Origin of the sequence: Cryobacterium sp. 10I5 (assembly GCF_035019865.1) — a bacterium.
In the GTDB taxonomy this organism is placed as follows: domain Bacteria; phylum Actinomycetota; class Actinomycetes; order Actinomycetales; family Microbacteriaceae; genus Cryobacterium; species Cryobacterium breve_A.
This window is the reverse complement of record NZ_JASJVI010000009.1, coordinates 14,222-31,616: the sequence shown is the minus strand read 5'-3', so window position 1 is coordinate 31,616 and position 17,395 is coordinate 14,222. Positions and strand designations below refer to the sequence as shown.

The following is a 17,395-nucleotide window of genomic DNA, read 5'->3' as shown; positions in this document are numbered from 1 at the left end:
CTCGGAGCCGGTCACGACGCTGCGGCAGACACGGGTCAGAGCTCGGCTTCACCGACGGACGGCGTGCTCGGCCGGTAGACCGAACGCACCATGAGCCACGACACGATGAGGAGCGGCGCGTACAACGGGATACCCATCAGGAGCTTGGTCGCGCCGAGCCAGGCGACGTTGCCCGCGTAATAGAGCGGGAGTTCCACGGCGAGGCGCAGGAGGAACAGCCCGGCCCACAGGCCGGTCAGCAGGGAGAGCACCCGGCGCTTGGACGGGTCGGACCGCCAGTTCACGCCGTCGCCGACCAGGAAGCCGACGGCGAGGCCGATGAGCGGCCACCCCACGATGATCGAGATCACGAGGGCTCCCCCGTACACGCCGTTGATCCAGAACCCGGAGAGGTAGAAGTCCTCTGCCTTTCCGGAGAGCAGGGCGAGCACGGCGCTGATGCCGATGCCGACGAGGCCGCCGACGGCTTGGGTCACCGTCTGCCTGGCCGCGACGCGCAGCCCGGCCATCACGACGCCGATCACGATCGGGGCGACGAGGGAGGGAACAAGGTCGCGGGTCAGGGTGTACGTCACGAGGAAGACGAGTCCGGGCAACACGGCCTCGACCAGGCCGCGGATGCCGCCCATCGCTGCGAGCAGCGCGTGGCCGCTGATCGGCTCACCCTCCGCCGCCGGCGAGAAGCCGGCACGTCGGGCCGCAGCGGCCATGCTGTCGGCGAACACGCCCTTCGGGGTCGGCTCCGCCAGGTCGGGGGTCTCGGGCTCGTCGCGGGAGGCTGGGGTGTCCGTCATGTCGGGGCGATCTTCCTGGCGGTCGGGTCAGGCGTCGGAGGGTTCTGCGGGGCCGGCGGGCGTGACCGGCATCCGCAGCGGAATCAGGTCGCGCGGCGGCATCGGTGCAGACCCGCGCACGACGACGATACTGCGGAAGAGGTCCTCGATCTGGGCGGCGGCGTCCGGGTTGATGGCGCCTTCGCCCGCGATCACGCCGCGGAGGAACCAGCGGGGCCCGTCGACACCGATGAAGCGGGCCAGCCTGCTGGTTTCGGAGGCCTCCTGGCCGGTCGCGACGGGGATCTCCGCGACGAGCTCCGGGCCGAACGGGCCTTCGCGCAGGGTCGTCGTACCGCCCTGCTTGCTGATCTGGTCCGCGATCTGGTCGCGGATCTCGTGCCACAGACCACTGGACCGGGGCGCGGCGAACGGCTGGACCTGCAGCGTGGAGCCGGCGTAGTCCAGGCCGATGGCTACGACCCGCTTGCTGCCTTCTTCGATCTCGAGGCGCAGGTGCAGGCCCTCACGCGGCAGCACCTTGACGCCGCCGAGGTCGACGTACGGTCGTACCGGGTTCGCCTCGCTCTCGTCGAGGGGTCCCTCGGTCTCCCGATCCTCTGGCGCCGACTTGGGCAGTGGTTCCGGGAATTGGTCCGCATTCGCGACGTCGGTCACGGGGTGTCTCCTGACATTGGTGAGCCGGCGGTCTGCCGGCCGGTTCCCGTTTCACGCACGCCCGTCGAGCCGAAACCGCCCTCGCCGCGCTGGCTGTCCGGCAGCCGGTCGACGGGGATGAAGGCGGCCCGGGAAACCGGGGTGACGATGATCTGGGCAATGCGATCGCCCACGGCGATCGCGAAAGATTCGGTCTGGTCGGTGTTGAGCAGCGAGACCTTGATTTCGCCGCGGTAGCCGGCGTCCACGGTGCCCGGCGAGTTCACGATCGTGATGCCGTGCTTGGCAGCCAGGCCGCTGCGCGGCACGACGAACGCCGCATACCCGTCGGGAAGGGCGATCGACACACCGGTCCCGACCAGGGCGCGCTCACCGGGAGCAAGAACAAGCTCTTCGGCCGAGTGCAGATCTGCTCCGGCGTCGCCCGGATGCGCGTACCGCGGAACGATGGATGCGGTTATCAACACTTCGACGCTTTCTGCCACGTGTCGAGGGTAGTGCAGAAGTCTGATCGAATAGAGCCATGCCTGAATATCGTGAAAAACTCTGGGCCTCACCAGCCCCATTCCTCGCGAGCGCACTGCTGATGCCTGCGAGCATCCTCGTTTTCGCGCCGATCTCGATGCTCTGGGGAATCATCATCGCCGTCGTGCTCTACGGTGCCGCCGTGCTCACCCTGCTGCTGACAGCCCCGGTCGTCTCCGTCAAGGACGGCGTGTTCACCGCGGGTCGCGCGCGGATAGGTACGGAGTTGATCGGGGAGGCCGTTCCCTTCGAGGCCGCAGAAGCGACCCTCGAGCGCGGGCGCAGGCTCGATGCGCGGGCCTGGCTGTTGATCAGGGGCTGGATCCGTCCCGTCGTGCGGGTACCGATCGAGGATCCCCAGGATCCGGCGCCGTACTGGCTCGTTTCGACACGCCACCCAACGACGTTGGCCGCCGCGATCAATGGATCACGACGGCCGGCATCAAGTAACTAAAACGCGCTTTTAGGAGTCGCACTCCAGGCAGACCGGACCGAGCTTGGTCTCGTGCGACATCTGCGAGCGGTGTTTCACGAGGAAGCACTCTACGCAGGTGAATTCATCGGCCTGCGGGGGCAGGACGACGACATCGAGGTCGAGGTCGGACAGATCGGCACCGGGTAAATCGAACCCACCGGGGTTGTCTGAGTCGTCTACATCCACGACGCCAGACATCTTGTCCGGTACGCGCTCCTTGAGGGCCTCAATCGACTCAGAGTCGTCTTCGGACTTTCGGGGTGCGTCGTAATCGGTTGCCATGCCCATCCATTCATTTAATGCCGATTAACGAAATCAGCGGGCACAGTTTGCAACAATCCCGAAGGAATAGCAAACTCTCGCCGCTGAATACTTCGGCTGAGTGGTCAACTTACGGCACGCCCGGCGTATTCCCCGGAATGAGGGGCGTTTCATGACAGTGTTGGCGAATCAGTGATCGCGAGAGGGCTTTCGCCATGCAGGATTTGAAGGTAATCGGAGTAGAGAACGGCGCGCTGCTGGCAGCGAGCGAGGATGGTGACCGTTTTCGGATCCCCATCGACGAGGTTCTCCAGTCCCGGCTTCGCCAAACCCAGATAGAACACACCCCGAAAACGAAGCTGTCCCCGCGGGACGTGCAGGCGCACATCCGTGCGGGCATGTCTGCGGAAGATGTCGCAGCGGTGACGGGTGCCCCGATCGACTTCGTGCGCCGTTTCGAGGGGCCCGTCGTGGCCGAACGCGAGTACATCGTTTCGTGCGCCCTCGGCGTGCCCGTGCACACCGCGATCGAACCCGATCCAGGTGAGGGTTCCGCGACCTTCGGCGGCGTGATCCGCGAGCGTCTCGCGTCCCTCGGCGCGACGGATGAGCGTTGGGCCAGCTGGAAGGAACCCGGCGCCGGCTGGATCGTCAAGCTCGCGTTCACGGCCGACGACATCGACCACGACGCGCGTTGGTCCTTCGAACCGAAGAAGAACGCTCTCTCCCCGCTCGGCAACGAGGCCATCGCGCTGTCCCAGCAGGGCGAGCTCAAGGGCGCCCTCATCCCTCGCCTCCGGGCGGTCGGCGCGGAGACGAGCCCCGCCGACGTGTCCCGCTTCGACAGCGGCGCGTTCACGTTCAAGGAATCGCTTCCGGACGAGCTCATGAACGACACCGCGCCGCAGCTGGATCCGATTCCGTATTCCCGGTCCGCAGGGACGACGGAAGCGGTCTCCAAGGCCGCGATCAAGCGCGCCGCAGAACCGCCCAAGAGCCTCAGCGAGACCGCCGACCTGCTCGAGTCCCTGCGTCGCCGTCGCGGCGAACGTGAAGCCGCCATCCTCGGCTCGAGTGCGCAGACCCCGGATCCCCGTACCGAAACGCCGGCACCCGGCGGCCCGCGGCTCATCGACGACCCTGCCCAGGCATCCGTCGCCGACACCCCGGTCGAGGCCCCGCGTACGGACCCGACCCGCAACGCCTGGGCCTCCCAGGCGGCCACCGGGCAGCCGCGCAACACCGGCAACCTGGGCAAGCGCGGGCGCGCCTCGATGCCGAGCTGGGACGAGATCGTCTTCGGCGCCCGCACCGACGACGACCTCGCCTGAGCGGAACGCGCCCGTTTCGCCGTTTCGCGCCAGGCATGCCTGGCGCGAAACGGCGAAAGTGGTGCGCGCGGTCTGTGGGACTCCGCCGGGGAGCCCGCCGTGGAGCCCGTCTAGTATTCTGCCGACCCGCTTGTTATAGTTTTCTCGAACATACGTTCGAGAAAACTAGGCGAGGTGAGGTATGGTGCCGATCGACGGGCAACGCCCTGAGCCTGTCACGGTCCTGACGGACAGCACGGGAGAGCCCAGCCGGATCGTGTGGCGCTCGCGACGGTTCCGGGTGACGGACACGCCGACCGCCCTCGTCGGCACGGCGGACTGGTGGCGCCCCTTCGCTCCGCACACCTTCGGTGTCGGGCATCCGCCACTCTGCATCGCCGGCTGGCGGTTCCAGGCGACAGCGGAGGACGGCGAGACGCACGTCTTCGACGTGCAGCACGCGGCTGAGGACGACGACTGGGTGTTGCTCCGCACCTTCGACTGACCAGCGGCTTCGAGAGTGTCCCCGCTCCGCGTCATACTGGCCGCATGCCCCCGCACGCCTCCCGCTCCGACGTCCTCCGCCTCCGCCTGGTGAGCCACGGACTCTCCGCGCCCGCCGCAGAAAGCACTGCGCTCACCGGCCCACTCGCCGTGGTCGAGCGGATGCTCGCGGTCCAGGCCCAGGATCTCCCCGCGGCCACCTGGGCGCTCGGGGTGCGCTCCCCCGGTACCGTCGCCGCAGACGTCACAGCCGCCCTCGACGCCGGGTCGATCGTGCGCTCGTATCCGATGCGTGGCACCCTGCACCTGGTCCCCGCGACCGACGTTCGGTGGATGCTGGACCTCACCGCCACGAGGGCGGTCGCCTCGATGGCCACGCGGCAACGACAGCTCGGGCTCGACGACACCATCATCGCCGCCGCCGCGGAGACGGCCGCCGGCCTCCTCTCCGGCGGCAGGCACCTCAGCCGCACCCCGTTCCTCGCCGGGCTGCGGTCGGCCGGAATCGACCCGGACGGACAGCGCGGCTATCACCTGATCGTGTCCCTCGCGCTCGCGGGGCTCGTGGTGTGGGGTCCCAACCAGGACGGCCAGCCTGCCCTTGCCCTGCTCGACGAGTGGGCACCCGAGCAGCGCCGCCTGGACCGTGCAGAGGGCCTCGCGGAATTCCTGGTGCGCTACCTCGACGGCCACGGGCCCGCCTCCCTGCGTGACTTCGCCTCGTGGTCGCAGCTCCCGGTCACGGACGCCCGCGTTGCCCTCGCGGAGGCCGGCGACCGGCTGGAGGAACTCGAGGTGGACGGCGAGACCCTGCTCCTGCCCGCGGCGCTGGAACGAGGCACCCTCGGCTCACGGCCGGCACAGCGCACCCCCGTGCTGGCGCTGCCCGGGTTCGACGAGTACCTGCTCGGCTACCGCGACCGGTCGTACGTCGTGGACGACGCCGATTTCCCGCGGGTCGTCCCCGGTCTCAACGGGATCTTCCTGCCGCTCATCGTCGCGGACGGGCGCGTGATCGGGACCTGGCGGAAGGAAACGACGCACACGAGGGCGAATGGAACGACCGTGGCGGTCGAAGCCGCGCCGTTCGGGACCCTCACCGCACGGCGATCGACCGGCTTCGGCCGGGCGATCCGGGACTATTCCCGCTTCACCGGGATTCCCGCGACGATAAGAACCTCCCTTGCTCCGTCCGTCGAAGCGGGCACGATATCCTGAACGGGTGAGAATATCGGCCCGCGTTCGATCCTCGAGCCGGATTCCGTTGCTCCAGGCTGTGAAGACCTCACTCGCCGTCATGCTCGGCTGGGTGCTGTCCCAGGGCCTCCTGCACACGGAGCTCCCGATCTTCGCGGCGATCGCAGCGCTTCTCGTTGTGCAGCCGAACATCAACCAGACCCTCGGCCGGGCGATCGAGCGCAGCCTCGGCGTCGTCGGCGGGGTGCTCGTCGCCTACGGAGTCGGCGTCGCGTTCGGCAAGTCGAGTTGGATCGTGCTGCTCGCGATCGTGTTCTGCATCCTGCTCGCCTGGGCGCTCCGCCTGGCCCCGAGCTCGGCGAGCCAGATTCCGATCAGCGCCATGATGGTGCTCTCCATTGGGGCGACGACACCGGAATACGCCAGGGACCGCATCATCGAGACGATGATCGGCGCTGCGGCAGCGCTGTTCGTCAACGCGCTCATCGTGCCGCCGGTGTTGCTCGCGCCCGCGCACGACACGGTCATCCGCCTCGCCCGGGAGGTCGCAGACACCCTGGACCGCATCGTCGACGCGCTGCGCTTCCCGCAGACGCAGACCCAGATCGAGGAAATGATGATCAAGGCACGGCTGCTGCGGCCGATGCTGAACAAGGCGGAGAAGGCGCTCAAGTCCGCAGAGGAGAGCCTGACTCTGAATCCGCGCCATACGACGAACCGACGCCTGCTCGACGTCGACGAGGAGTTCTACAACCGGCTGACCTCTCTCGTGACCCGTACGATCGGCATGACCAGGTCGCTCAGGGACCACTACGACCATTCCCTGCACCTCGAGCCGACCGTGCTGGCGATCACCGTCGAGCTCAGCCGATCAGCACACGACCTCCGGCTCCTCGCCGCAGAGGCCGACTATCCCGACCGGGATCATCTGCCCGTCGCGGTGGAACCGCCGGCCCTCACCGAACCGCTCCTGATCATGACGCCGCATCCGCAGCACTGGATCCTGATCGGTTCGCTCATGGAGGACCTGCGCAGGGTTCGCGAAGAGATCAAGGGCGAGTAGCGGCTCAAAAAAAGGGGCCCCACCGAAGTGGGACCCCTTTTCACGAACCGGGAAGACTACGCCTGGTTGAGGACGGCCTGCAGTTCGATCGTGATGGTGACCTTGTCACCGAGGAGGAAGCCGCCGGTCTCAAGTGCCGCGTTGTAGTTGAGGCCGAAGTCGGCGCGGGTGATCTCGGCCTTGGCCGTTGCACCGGCCTTGTAGTTGCCGTACGGGTCGGTGCCGAAGCCGCCGAACTCGAAGTCGAAGGTGACGGGCTTGGTGACGCCCTTGATCGTGAGGTTGCCGTCGACGAGGAACTCGCCCTTGACTTCACGGACACCGGTGGAGACGAAGTCGATCGTCGGGTAGGTCTCGGCCTCGAAGAAGTCGCCGGTACGGAGGTGGCCGTCGCGGTTGGCTTCGTTGGTGTTGATCGAAGCGACGTCTGCCGAGGCGGTGACGACGGAGTCGAGGGGGTTCTCGCCGGTGACGAAGGTCGCTGCGAAGCTGTCGAACGTGCCCTTGACCTTGCTGATCATGATGTGGCGGATGCTGAAGCCGACCTCGGAGTGGGTCGGGTCGATGGTCCAGGTTCCGGCCTTGTAGCCCGGGATGGTCGTCGCGGTGGTTTCGGTCATGATGCTCCTCAAGTCTGCGTGACGGATGGATCGCCGCCCTCGGATACATGCAAGCGCATAGAGAGCGGGTTTATTCCGGATCGGGGAGAAACTTCCGAAATACTTTCGCCGGACTACACTCGGCCTTCACAGGGGAGGCCGGTCATGCTGCAGCTTCGGGACATCGCGGGCGAGGCCGTCATGCTGCTCGCGGGCGGCCGCTCCATCCTGCTCCAGCTCGCGGATCCGGCGATCGGGCACGGCGTCGCCCACCACAGCGATTTCGAGAACCGGCCCCTCGACCGGCTGGCCGGAACCCTGAGCTACGCCTATGCCGTGACCTGCGGCACTCCCGACCAGGCCAGGGCGGCCGTTCGGCGAGTGAACCGGGCCCACGTTCCCGTCGTCGGCGCGGCGGCGGGCGGAGCGCCCGCATACAACGCCTTCACGCCCGAGCTGCAGCTCTGGGTCGCTGCGACGCTCTACGACTCGGCGATCGGCATGTACGAGCGGGTGTTCGGAGCCCTCGACGAGACCACCGCCGAGTCCCTGTACCGGGAGTACGCGGTGCTCGGCACGGCGCTCCAGGTCCCCGAAGCGCTCTGGCCACACGATCGGGCGGCCTTCGCGGTGTACTGGCAGCAGAGGATCGAGGGACTCCGGACGGACGAGACCACGCGAGAGGTCGCGAGGCGGCTCCTGTACCCCAGCGGTGGGCCGCTCCTGCTGCGCCTGGTGATGCCCCTGGCCCGGCTGGTCACTGTGGGACTGCTGCCTCCCTCCGTGCGCGACCTGTTCGGGCTGTCCTGGTCCCCCCGCAGGCAGCGTCGCTTCGACCGGATGCTGCGCCTCACGACCCGGCTCTACCCGCTGCTCCCCCGGCGCGTCCGGCACTGGCCGCGCGACCACTACCTCGGCTCCCCCGGCGCGTCGTCCGTCCCGGTTCGCGTTCGCTGAACCGGACCCCGCGTCCCCCGTGCCGAGCGATACACTCTCGCCATGGACAGCATGACGGACACCGTTCGCCCCACCACAGTGCAGCACGAAGAGCTCGGCCGTGCCGCGCGGCGGCGGCTGCCGCGGTCGTCGCTCGCCGCCTGGGAGGCCCCGGCCGATCGCGCGGATCCGGTCGGCCTGCTGCTGGGCCAGGCTGAGACGAGGGACCCGTCCCTGATCCCGCTGCGCCACGCGCGGATGGGCGTTTCGCCGTTCACGTTCTTTCGGGGAACCGCCCTCGTGATGGCGCGGGACCTCGCCGCACTGCCAGACACCGGCCTCGAAACCCAGCTGTGCGGCGACGCGCACCTGTCCAACTTCGGTCTGTTCGCGAGCGAGGACCGCCGTGTCGTCTTCGACGTCAACGATTTCGACGAGACCTGGCGCGGACCCTTCGAGTGGGACGTGAAGCGCCTGGCAACCTCGTTCGTACTCGCGGCGGCGGATGCCGGACTACCGGCCGACGTCGGCAGGGCGGCTGCCCTCGAGGCCGCGCGCAGCTATCGCAGCACGATCGAGGACTATGCAAGCATGCCCATCATGCGGGTCTGGTACGACCGGATGGAGTCGAGCCACGTCGAGGCCATCATCTCCGCGTCGACGGGCAAGACCGGTCGCCGAGCGGTCAGGGACAGCGTCGCCAAGGCGGAGACCCGCGACACGTGGTCCGTCGTCCGCAAGCTCACCCGCGTGGTGGACGGGCACCGGCAGTTCCTCGACCAGCCACCCCTGCTGACGAGGATCCCGCTCGCCGGCTCGACGGCCGAAATCGTCGAGACGACCTTCGCCGCCTATCGCGAGTCGCTCAACGACAGCCGCAGGCGCCTGCTCGACCGATTCCACATCATCGACTTCGCCCACAAGGTCGTCGGGGTCGGCAGCGTCGGCCTGTATTCCTGGGTCGCCCTCCTCGAAGGGATCGGACCTGACGATGTGCTCGTGCTCCAGCTCAAGGAAGCCCAGCGGTCCGTGATCGATCGGAGCGACACCGAGCCAGGGTCACCCGGTGGGCCCTCCCACGCCGGCCAGCGCGTCGTCGAGGGCCAGCGGCTGATGCAGGCCTCCGGAGACGTGTTCCTCGGCTGGGCGACGACCCCGCTCGGCGGGCAGTACTACGGGCGTCAGCTGCGGGACATGAAGTGGTCGCCGGACCCTGCGACGTTCACCGCGGCCGGGCTCCTCGCCTATGCCCGGCTGACCGGAACGACGCTCGCCCGGGCCCACGCACGCTCGGGCGACCCGGTGCCCATCGCCGCATACCTGGGCCTGAGCGGCAAAGCCGACCGGGCGTTGGCCGACTTCGCGGTCGCATACGCCGAGCAGGCGACGAGGGACTATTCCGGTTTTGTCGCAGCGATCAGGTCTGGGCGCCTCGTCAGCGCCTAGTAGACCGTGCAGCTTGCAAGACCGTGCAGCCTGGAATACAGTGCAGCCTGGAAGACAGTGCAGCCTAGAAGAAGCCGTCCGGCGTGCCCGCTGCCTTGGTGACCTCGTCGGTGCCGATGTGTGCGGCGGTGAGCTTGGCCATCGCCACGCGGAGTCCCGATTCCATCTGGGCCGCCCAGACCTCGGTCTCCCGGCTTGAAGCATCCGCGACGTCGGCCCGCTTGATCGCGGTTTCCTTCTCGGCGCGCTCGTTCTTGACCTGCTGGATGCTCAGGGTGATTCCGTAGTACGCCGCGACCATCGACGCGATCGGGGTCGCGAAGACGGCGAGGGCGTTGATGCTCTCGCTCGAGACGCCGACGAGGATCATCACGACGAACGCGAGTCCGAGCATCCCGATGGCGGCCAGCACGACGAGCGCCGTGCGGGACGCGCCGCTGCCGCTTGCCGAGACGGCGGGGGCCGGCCGCGGCTGCTTCTCCGGCGGGGCCGAGATGGCCCGGGACCCGGTCTCCGTCCCGACGACCGGCGTCACGGCCGTGTTGTCCCCCGTGTTGTACGGTGTGGTGCGGTTGAAGTTCTCTGTCGGAAAGTCAGTCATGGTGGTACTCCGTCATCCCTGTGGTTTCGGCACGTGTGTGGTTTCGGCGCGTCTGTGTTTTTCTGAAGCGCCGTGTGGGTCTGAAGCTGCGGGCAGCCGCCCGATCCGGCTCAGTCGGCCTGGCCGGACGCGTCCTGCGGGCCAGGCACCTCGTCCGCTGCATCGAGGAAGACCCTTTTGTACGAGCGGCCGTCAGGCAGCTCGATGGTCTGGCTGGCCAGTTTACCCCGGCTCACCCGGAGGTAGACGGCCTGGACGGTGAGACCGAGTCTCGTCGCCGCCTCGGCGACCGAGTATCCGGGCAGTTCGGTCGGCACGGAACTCGGACGGGCCGATCGCTTCCGGCCGGCCTCGAGGCGGGCTGCGATCTCGGAGTCCGACCCGCTCCAGCGCCACCTGGCCGCCGGTGGCTTCAGCCCGGCAGCCTCCGCGATGGCCTCCCAGCCCGTACCGGCGGCGAGGGCGTCCCGCACCGCTGCGAGGGTCGCCGGGTCGGCGTCGAGAGCGAGCAGCAGCCGCCGGATGCCGCGCACGCGGTCGAGCGGGTCCGCTGCGGAGTCAAGGGCCGCGAGTGCGTCCACGGCCGTTCCGGTCTCCTCGGACAGGAAGCGGTCAGCACCGCTCACGAGGACGCCTCGGCGAGGACGAGGACGGAGTGCGGCGCCAGCATGACGGACCCGTCGTCCTCGCGGGAGAGGAGCGCAGGCCCGTCGGTCCCGAAGTCGAGCAGCACGGCGCCGGTCCCGGCCGGCATGCGCCGGGCATCCGCTGCGAGGTTCACGAGGATCTCCGTGGAACCACGGACGAGGCGCAGCCAGGACCCTGCCGCGTCGAAGTCGACGCCGACCCGGTCGAGGCGCGGTTCGGTGAAGGACGGCACGTCGCGGCGCAGTTCTGCGAGCCGTCGATAGAGGCCGAGCATTCGCGCGGGCCCAGGCCGCTCCGCCTCGTCCCAGTCGAGCCGGGACCTCGTGAACGTCTCCGGGTCCTGCGGGTCGGGCACGAGTGCGGGATCCCAGCCCATCCGGGCGAATTCGCTGATCCGCCCGGTCGCGGTCGCCGCTCCGAGTTCCGGTTCCGGGTGCGAGGTGAAGAACTGCCAGGGCGTGGTCGCGCCCCATTCCTCTCCCATGAACAACATCGGGGTGAAGGGCCCGAGGAGGGTCAGGGTCGCGGCGATGGCGAGCTGGCCCGCGTCGAGCGTGCCGGTCAGGCGGTCGCCGATGGCGCGGTTTCCGATCTGATCGTGGTTCTGGCTGCCGACGACGAGACGCCAGGCCGGCATCCGCTGCCTGTCGATCGGACGGCCGTGGCTGCGGCCTCGGAAGCTCGAGAACGTGCCGTCGTGGAAGTAGCCGTGCGTGAGCACCTTGGCGAGGGCCCCGAGCGGGGCGAAGTCGGCGTAGTAGCCGGTCGTCTCCCCGGTCAGGGCGACGTGCACTGCATGGTGGAAGTCGTCGCTCCACTGCGCGTCGAGGCCGTAGCCGCCCGCCTCCGCCGGCGTGATCAGGCGAGGATCGTTGAGGTCGGACTCGGCGATCAGGGTCAGCGGACGACCGGAGAATGCGCTGAGCGCGGCGACCTCCCCGGCCATTTCCTCGAGCAGGTGGGTGGCCCGGTCGTCGCGGAGGGCGTGCACGGCGTCGAGGCGCAGCCCGTCGACGTGGTACTCGTCGAGCCACATCAGGGCGTTGTCGATGATGTGTCGCCTGACCGGATCGGAGTCCGGTCCGTCGAGGTTCAGCGAGGAACCCCAGGTGTTCCCGGCCGCCTCACTGAGGTACGGTCCGAACTCGGGCAGGTAGTTTCCGCTCGGTCCGAGATGGTTGTAGACGACGTCCTGGATCACTCCGATGCCGGCCTGGTGGCAGGCATCGACGAAGCGCTGGTAGGCGGCGGGTCCGCCATAGCCCTCGTGCACGGCGTACCAGAGCACGCCGTCGTAGCCCCAGTTGTGGGTTCCGTTGAAGGCGTTGACCGGCAGGAGCTCGACGAAGTCGACCCCGAGGGACACCAGATGGCCGAGGCGGGCCGCCGCGGCGTCGAGGGTGCCCTCCGGGGTGAAGGTTCCGAGATGCAGCTCGTAGATCGTGCCGCCCGCGAGCTGGCGACCGGTCCACCGCGAGTCCTGCCAGGCGTGCGCGCCAGGGTCGAAGCTGCGGGACAGGGCGTGCACGCCGTCGGGCTGGCGGCGGGAGCGCGGATCGGGGAACGGGCCGGCGCCGTCGATCACGAATCCGTAGTCGCGAGGCTCCGCCCCGGCGTCGGGCGCGCGCAGGCGCCACCAGCCACCGTCCGCCCGGTCCATGGGCCGGATGACCGGTTCCCCGGTGGAGCCGGGGACGGTGGAGCGCAGGAACAGGTCGACCGCCTGGGCGTGCGGCGCCCAGACCTCGACGTCCCCGGCGTCGTGAGTGGGCTCTGCTGAGCTCATCGGTCGGCCTTCCCCGTGACGATCGGTGATTCGATTCCCTGGGCCTGATCCGGGACGAGGAGGGCCACCGGGTAGCGGCGCAGCAGGTCGCTCACGAGGAGGGTGCCGCCGGAGAACCGCTGCCCGGTGAGGACATCGGTCACCGGGATGGCGGCGAGAACGATCGTGGTGTCCCGCCAGCCTCCCGCCGCTGCGAGGCCGAGAGGAAGCCGGGTGGCGACCGTGACGGCGTCGCCGCGGTCGAAGGCGAGCAGGTGTTCTGCGGCGGCGCCGAATGTCGGAACGGGCGCATGGCGGAAGAACCGTTCGGGGGCGTCCCGGCGCTGGCGCAGGGCCCGACTCGTGACGAGCAACTTCGCGGCGCCGCTCTCGTCGACGGGCGGCAGCCATCCGTCGTCGATGCGGGCGAGGATGCCGCGACGCACGGCATAGTCGACGGGGCGCCGGTTGTCCGGGTCGACCAGGGACGTCTCCCAGAGTTCGCTGCCCTGGTAGACGTCCGGTGCGCCCGGCATGGTGAGCTGCACGAGTTTGGCCGAGAGGGAGTTGCTCCAGCCGGCCTCCCGCACCCGTTCGACGAAATCCGTGAGGGCGGCCGTGACAGCGGGGTCGTCGAAGGCCGCCGCGACGAGGTCGTCGAGCTTCGACTCGAAGACGGCGTCTGGGGCGTTCCAGGTCGTGGACGTTCCGGATTCGCGGGCGGCCTTGAGTGCGTATGCGCCGAGGCGTTCGCGGCTGGCGGGCCAGGAGCCGACGACCGCCTGCCAGAGCAGGTTCTCGAGCGGGCCATCGCCGAGTGGCACGTTCGCGCGCAGTGTGTCCAGTGTCGCCTCCCACTCCGCGGGGATCTCGGCGATGACGGTGATGCGGGCGCGGACGTCCTCTCCCCGTTTCGTGTCGTGGGTGGAGAGCGTCGTCATCGAGTCCGGGTAGGTCGCCGCCCTGGCCTGCTGGCGCGTGTGGAAGGTCTCCGCATCGATCGAGAACTCCGAGGGGTCTGCTCCGACCTCGTTGAGCGAGGTGAGCCGGCTGTAGCGGTAGTACGCGGTGTCCTCGACGCCCTTGGCCATCACCATGCCGGAGGTCTGCTGGAAGCGGACGGCGGCGGGGTTCCGCGGATCGGCCAGAACGGCCAGCAGCCTGCCGATCGTTCCGGCGAGGTCGGGCCTGCGGGCGGAGGCGCGCCGGGCGGCCTCGTCGAGCAGCTCGAAGCCGAGCGGAAGGTACGAGCGGTACACCGGCATGGCGGTCAGCAGCTCTGCAAGGCCGTCGATGGCCTCCGGCCCGGGGATCTCGGGGATGAGGCGGGCGATCCGGCGCACCTCCGAGTTCAGGATGCCGTCGGCGATGCCGCGCTTCCGCTCGGAGACGAGCTCGGCCCAGGTGGAGGGACGTCCGTCCTCCCCCGGAGCCGGGGAGTCGTCCTGCAGGCGTTTCTCGAGCGCGTCGAGGGCAGTCCGGCCGGCCGGGTCGACGAAGATCCGGTCGACGTCTGCGAGGGCGTCGTAGCCCGTCGTGCCCCGTGTCGACCAGCTCGTGGGGATGGTCTCGTCGCCCTCGAGGATCTTCTCGACGAGCACGTAGGTTCCGTCTGTCGCCAGGCGCAGCCGGTCGAGGTATCCGCCCGGGTCGGCGAGGCCGTCGGGGTGGTCGACGCGGATGCCCTGGACGAGGCCGTCCCGCACCCAGCGCACGATCTCGCGGTGCGACTCCTCGAAGACCCAGGGGACCTCGACGCGGATGCCGGCGAGGCTGTTCACGGCGAAGAAGCGTCGGTAGTTGAGGTCCCGGTCTGCGCGGCGCCAGTTGACCAGCGTGTAGTGCTGCCTCGAGTGCACCGTCCGGGCGTCGGCGCCGTCGTCTGCCGTGCCGGGGAGGATCGGGAACCGGTGGTCGTAGTAGTGCAGCTCGTCGCCGACGACCTCGAGCCGGTCGAGTTCGCTGCCCTCTCCCGGGGCGTCGTCGCCGAGGGCGGGCAACAGGATCTTCCCGTCGCCCGCTGCCCAGTCGACGTCGAACGCGTCCGCGTAGCGGGAGTCCTGCCCGAAGCGGAGCAGGTCCCACCACCAGGCATTGCGGTGCGGGTCGTCGACGCCCATGTGGTTGGGCACGATGTCGACGAGGATGCCGCGCCCGGCATTCGCCACCGCTGCCGCGAGCCGGCGGAGCCCTTCGGGCCCGCCCCTGGCGGGGTCGATGGCGGCGTGGTCGACGACGTCGTAACCGTGGTCTGACCCGTCGGCGGACGTGAGAAGCGGCGAGAGGTAGATCCAGTCCGCGCCGAGGCCCACGACGTAGTCGAGGATCGCCTCTGCTGCGGCCAGGTCGAAGGCCGCCGTGATCTGCAGCCGGTAGGTCGAGTGCGGGATCCTCATGGTTCGACCGGGTGGTCCGGGTTGAGCGCGAGTGCCGTGGGCGTTCCGGCGAGCCCGGCGAGGGAGGCCGCGACGGAATGGTCGGGGACGACCTCTGGGGCCTCGTATGCACGCAGCACGACCACGGACCGGGACTTGACGGTCTGGATCGCGCCCGCCGGGCGCGGGATCGCATCGGCGCCTTCTCCGGCGGTGTCGACCACGATTTCCCACTGCGGGGCGTAGATCGCCGGGGGCAGCCGGAATTCGACGTCCTCGGCATCCGTGTTGAAGCACACGAGGAAGTTGACGTCGATGACGGGCTGGCCGCGGGAGTCGCGTTCGCGGATGCCGTCGCCGTTGAGGTACATGGCGACCGTGCCCGCCCGGCCCTCGTCCCAGTCCTCCGTGCGCATCTCCGCGCCGTCGCTGTTCAGCCAGACGATGTCGCTCAGTGTGTCGCCATCGGCGGCGAGGGCATTGGGGTGCCCGTCGAAGAATCGGCTGCGGCGGAAGGTCGGGTGGTCCTTGCGCAGCCGGGAGATCGCCGCGGTGAATTCGATGAGCGGCTGGTCTGCCGTGTCCCAGTGGATCCAGCTGAGTTCGGAGTCCTGGGCGTATGTGTTGTTGTTGCCCTGCTGGGTGCGGCCGAGTTCGTCGCCGTGCAGGAGCATCGGCACGCCCTGGGACAGGAGCAGGGTGGTCAGGAAGTTGCGGTGCTGCCTGGCGCGCAGGGCGAGGACGGCAGCGTCGTCCGTCGGCCCCTCCGCACCGGAGTTCCAGGACCGGTTGTGGGACTCGCCGTCGTTGTTGCCCTCGCCGTTCGCGTCGTTGTGTTTCTCGTTGTAGGAGACGAGGTCGGAGAGCGTGAAGCCGTCGTGGGCCGTGACGAAGTTGATCGAGGCCACCGGGCGTCGGCCGGAGTGCTCGTAGAGATCGGCGGAGCCGGTGATCCGCGAGGCGAACTCGCCGAGCGTCGATGGCTCGCCGCGCCAGAAGTCGCGGACGGTGTCCCGGTACTTCCCGTTCCACTCCGTCCATTGGGCGGGGAAGTTCCCGACCTGGTAGCCGCCAGGGCCGACGTCCCACGGCTCGGCGATGAGCTTCACCTGGGACACGATCGGATCCTGCTGGACGAGTTCGAAGAAGGTCGAGAGCTTGTCGACGTCGTAGAGGTCCCGGGCGAGGGCCGAGGCGAGGTCGAACCGGAAACCGTCAACGTGCATCTCGATGGCCCAGTACCGCAGCGAGTCCATGATCAGCTGGAGGACGTGGGGGTGGCGCACGTTGAGGGTGTTCCCTGTCCCCGTGTAATCCATGTAGTACCGCTTGTCGTCGTCCATCAACCGGTAATAGGCCTCGTTGTCGATGCCCTTGAACGAGATGGTCGGGCCGAGGTGGTTGCCCTCTGCGGTGTGGTTGTAGACGACGTCGAGGATGACCTCGATGCCGGCGTCGTGCAGGCTGCGCACCATGCCTTTGAACTCCTGCACCTGCTGGCCGCGATCGCCCGTCGAGGAGTACGCGTTGTGCGGGGCGAAGAAGCCGATGGTGTTGTAACCCCAGTAGTTGCGGAGGCCCTTCTCCTCGAGCGTGCCGTCGTTGACGAACTGGTGAACCGGCATCAGCTCGATGGCGGTGACTCCGAGTTTCTGCAGGTGGTCGATGACCGCCGGGTGCGCAACCCCGGCGTACGTGCCGCGCTGGGACTCGGGGACGAGCTCCATGAGCTCGGTCAGGCCCTTCACGTGGGCCTCATAGATGAAGGATTCGCTGTACGGAGTGCGGGGCGGTCGGTCGCCGAGCCAGTCGAAGAACGGGTTGACCACGACGCCGAGCATCATGTGCGGTGCCGAGTCGTCGTCGTTCCGGGAATCGGGATCGCCGAAGTTGTAGGAGAACAGGGACGGGTCCCAGTCGATCGTCCCGGAGGTGGCCTTGGCGTACGGATCGAGCAGGAGCTTGTTCTCGTTCAGCCGGTGGCCTTCTGCGGGGTTGGAGTCCCCGTGCACCCGGTAGCCGTAGCGTTGCCCCGGCTGGACGAGCGGCAGGTAGCAGTGCCAGATGAACGCACTCGACTCGATGACCTCCACCCGGGTCTCGGTGCCGTCATCGTCGAAGAGACACAGTTCGACGCGTTCAGCCGCTTCGCTGTAGATCGCGAAATTCGTTCCGGTTCCGTCGAACGTCGCTCCGAGGGGGTACGCGGTGCCTGGCCAGGTTTCCAAGGGACTCCTTA

The 17,395-nt window shown here is 68.6% G+C and carries 17 protein-coding genes; 7 read left to right on the top strand and 10 right to left on the bottom strand.

The features are described from left to right. Positions 1–35: 35 nt before the first annotated feature. Genes QN350_RS04890 through dut form a run of 3 tightly spaced genes read right to left on the bottom strand, consistent with a single transcriptional unit; the run spans position 36 to position 1,936 of the window. Complete coding sequence (locus QN350_RS04890; protein WP_322140040.1) at positions 36–794, bottom strand: DUF3159 domain-containing protein; 759 nt, start codon at positions 792–794, stop codon at positions 36–38. Positions 795–821: 27 nt separating this feature from the next. Then, complete coding sequence (locus QN350_RS04885) at positions 822–1,451, bottom strand: DUF3710 domain-containing protein (RefSeq protein ID WP_281535138.1); 630 nt, start codon at positions 1,449–1,451, stop codon at positions 822–824. Next, complete coding sequence (dut, locus tag QN350_RS04880; protein ID WP_281535139.1) at positions 1,448–1,936, bottom strand: dUTP diphosphatase; 489 nt, start codon at positions 1,934–1,936, stop codon at positions 1,448–1,450. The genes QN350_RS04885 and dut overlap by 4 nt, the downstream gene beginning before the upstream one ends. Positions 1,937–1,974: 38 nt before the next feature. Here dut and QN350_RS04875 point away from each other — a divergent pair, with 38 nt between their 5' ends. Then, complete coding sequence (locus QN350_RS04875) at positions 1,975–2,430, top strand: DUF3093 domain-containing protein (protein WP_322140041.1); 456 nt, start codon at positions 1,975–1,977, stop codon at positions 2,428–2,430. Between the two features lie 9 nt (positions 2,431–2,439). Here QN350_RS04875 and QN350_RS04870 read toward each other — a convergent pair whose 3' ends face one another. Continuing rightward, positions 2,440–2,733, bottom strand: coding sequence for a DUF4193 domain-containing protein (locus QN350_RS04870; RefSeq protein WP_134447980.1), 294 nt, complete (start codon positions 2,731–2,733; stop codon positions 2,440–2,442). A 194-nt stretch (positions 2,734–2,927) separates the two neighbouring features. On the opposite strand from QN350_RS04870, the gene sepH reads away from it, so the two are divergent. The 4 genes from sepH (at position 2,928) to QN350_RS04850 (ending at position 6,786) form a co-directional block, all read left to right on the top strand. After that, complete coding sequence (gene sepH / locus QN350_RS04865; RefSeq protein ID WP_281535141.1) at positions 2,928–4,043, top strand: septation protein SepH; 1,116 nt, start codon at positions 2,928–2,930, stop codon at positions 4,041–4,043. 181 nt (positions 4,044–4,224) lie between these two features. Next, positions 4,225–4,527 (top strand): hypothetical protein, encoded by a 303-nt coding sequence (locus tag QN350_RS04860; RefSeq protein WP_322140042.1) that lies wholly within the window; start codon positions 4,225–4,227, stop codon positions 4,525–4,527. Positions 4,528–4,571: 44 nt separating this feature from the next. Continuing rightward, complete coding sequence (locus QN350_RS04855) at positions 4,572–5,744, top strand: winged helix DNA-binding domain-containing protein (RefSeq protein WP_322140043.1); 1,173 nt, start codon at positions 4,572–4,574, stop codon at positions 5,742–5,744. A 4-nt stretch (positions 5,745–5,748) separates the two neighbouring features. After that, positions 5,749–6,786 carry an FUSC family protein gene (locus tag QN350_RS04850; RefSeq protein WP_134532074.1) on the top strand — a complete coding sequence of 346 codons (1,038 nt, stop codon included), beginning with the start codon at positions 5,749–5,751 and terminating at the stop codon, positions 6,784–6,786. Positions 6,787–6,842: 56 nt separating this feature from the next. On the opposite strand, the gene QN350_RS04845 is transcribed toward QN350_RS04850, so the two are convergent. Next, positions 6,843–7,406: a YceI family protein gene (locus tag QN350_RS04845; protein ID WP_134532076.1), complete on the bottom strand. Its 564-nt coding sequence runs from the start codon at positions 7,404–7,406 to the stop codon at positions 6,843–6,845. A 144-nt stretch (positions 7,407–7,550) separates the two neighbouring features. On the opposite strand from QN350_RS04845, the gene QN350_RS04840 reads away from it, so the two are divergent. Next, a complete protein-coding gene (locus QN350_RS04840) occupies positions 7,551–8,342 on the top strand; it encodes an oxygenase MpaB family protein (protein ID WP_322140044.1) in 792 nt (263 codons plus the stop codon). A gap of 42 nt (positions 8,343–8,384) precedes the next feature. After that, positions 8,385–9,767 (top strand): DUF2252 domain-containing protein, encoded by a 1,383-nt coding sequence (locus QN350_RS04835; RefSeq protein WP_322140045.1) that lies wholly within the window; start codon positions 8,385–8,387, stop codon positions 9,765–9,767. A gap of 64 nt (positions 9,768–9,831) precedes the next feature. Here QN350_RS04835 and QN350_RS04830 read toward each other — a convergent pair whose 3' ends face one another. The 5 genes from QN350_RS04830 to glgX form a co-directional block, all read right to left on the bottom strand. Beyond that, positions 9,832–10,368 carry a hypothetical protein gene (locus QN350_RS04830; RefSeq protein ID WP_322140046.1) on the bottom strand — a complete coding sequence of 179 codons (537 nt, stop codon included), beginning with the start codon at positions 10,366–10,368 and terminating at the stop codon, positions 9,832–9,834. Positions 10,369–10,478: 110 nt separating this feature from the next. Beyond that, entirely contained in the window at positions 10,479–10,994 is a 516-nt protein-coding gene (locus QN350_RS04825) for a hypothetical protein (protein WP_322140047.1), read from the bottom strand. Further along, entirely contained in the window at positions 10,991–12,802 is a 1,812-nt protein-coding gene (treZ, locus tag QN350_RS04820; protein ID WP_322140048.1) for a malto-oligosyltrehalose trehalohydrolase, read from the bottom strand. The genes QN350_RS04825 and treZ overlap by 4 nt, the downstream gene beginning before the upstream one ends. After that, entirely contained in the window at positions 12,799–15,177 is a 2,379-nt protein-coding gene (gene treY / locus QN350_RS04815) for a malto-oligosyltrehalose synthase (protein ID WP_323515923.1), read from the bottom strand. The genes treZ and treY overlap by 4 nt, the downstream gene beginning before the upstream one ends. After that, entirely contained in the window at positions 15,174–17,384 is a 2,211-nt protein-coding gene (glgX, locus tag QN350_RS04810; protein WP_322140050.1) for a glycogen debranching protein GlgX, read from the bottom strand. The genes treY and glgX overlap by 4 nt, the downstream gene beginning before the upstream one ends. Positions 17,385–17,395 lie beyond the last annotated feature (11 nt).